Annotated in this window: 1 protein-coding gene; it reads right to left on the reverse strand. The window is 74.4% G+C overall.

Annotated elements, in window-relative coordinates; translation table 11 throughout:
• The coding region (locus ACFFNX_RS51400) for an ABC transporter transmembrane domain-containing protein (protein ID WP_378213812.1) at positions 1-764 on the reverse strand (764 nt) is incomplete at its 3' end.
• Positions 765-896 lie beyond the last annotated feature (132 nt).

The raw sequence follows: 896 nt of genomic DNA on the forward strand, positions 1-896 counted from the left end.
GCGACGGCGAGCACCGCGACCTGAAGGAGGGGGACGGCCAGCGTGCCGCGCCCGGAGGTCGCCGCCTGGATCCGCCAGGTCGCGTGGCCGTGCGCGGCCAGGTCGGGGAGTGGGGCGAGCACCCGCGCGGCCTCACGCTCGGCGGTGCCGGCGGCGGCGACCGTGCGGTTCCCCGCCAGAGTCTCCACCAGCCGGGTGGCGATCCGGCCCTGTGCCTCCAGGTAGCGGCCGACGACCGCGGAGGTGTCGCGGACGAACGAGCGCAGCAGCGCGACGATCGCGGGCAGGCCGAGACCGAACGCCAGCGCCAGCCGGGGATCGAGAAGAATGAGGGCGATCACCCCACCGAGCGGCGGGACGACCGCGGTGGCCGTCAGGATCGCGGCGGACGGGGCGTACGCGGTGTCCGCGGTCGCGGTGACCGCACGGCTCGTCAGGTCGCCGGCCGGAAGACCTGCGGACGGACCGAGCCCGAGCACGTGCCGGGTGAACAGGTGCCGAAGCCGCGCCGTCGCGGCGGCCGTGCCGGCGCCCGTCGACAGGTCGGTGAGCGCGTCGCCGGTCATCGAGATCGCGACCAGGCCCGCGTACACGAGGGGCCAGGTGAGGGAGCGTGAGCCACTGAGCCCGCCGTCCACGGCGCGCCCGAGCACGGCGGGCAGGAGGAGCGCGGCTCCCGCCTCCAGCAGAGAGGTGACAGCGAGCAGGCTCGACCAGACGCCGCCGTAGCGGACGGTCCGGATCACGAGCCTGCTCGCCGTCATCGGTCTCCTAGTGCTGTCGTGGTCCTGCCATGGCTACCAGGGCCACGGGGCAGGCATCAGAGGCAGATCGTGATGCTGTGCGAGCTGTGGCAGAGCAGGCTCAGCGTGCTGTTGGCCTCGCCGCCGCCGTCG

Origin of the sequence: Actinoallomurus acaciae (genome assembly GCF_042429965.1) — a bacterium.
Taxonomy (GTDB): Bacteria; Actinomycetota; Actinomycetes; order Streptosporangiales; family Streptosporangiaceae; genus Actinoallomurus; species Actinoallomurus acaciae.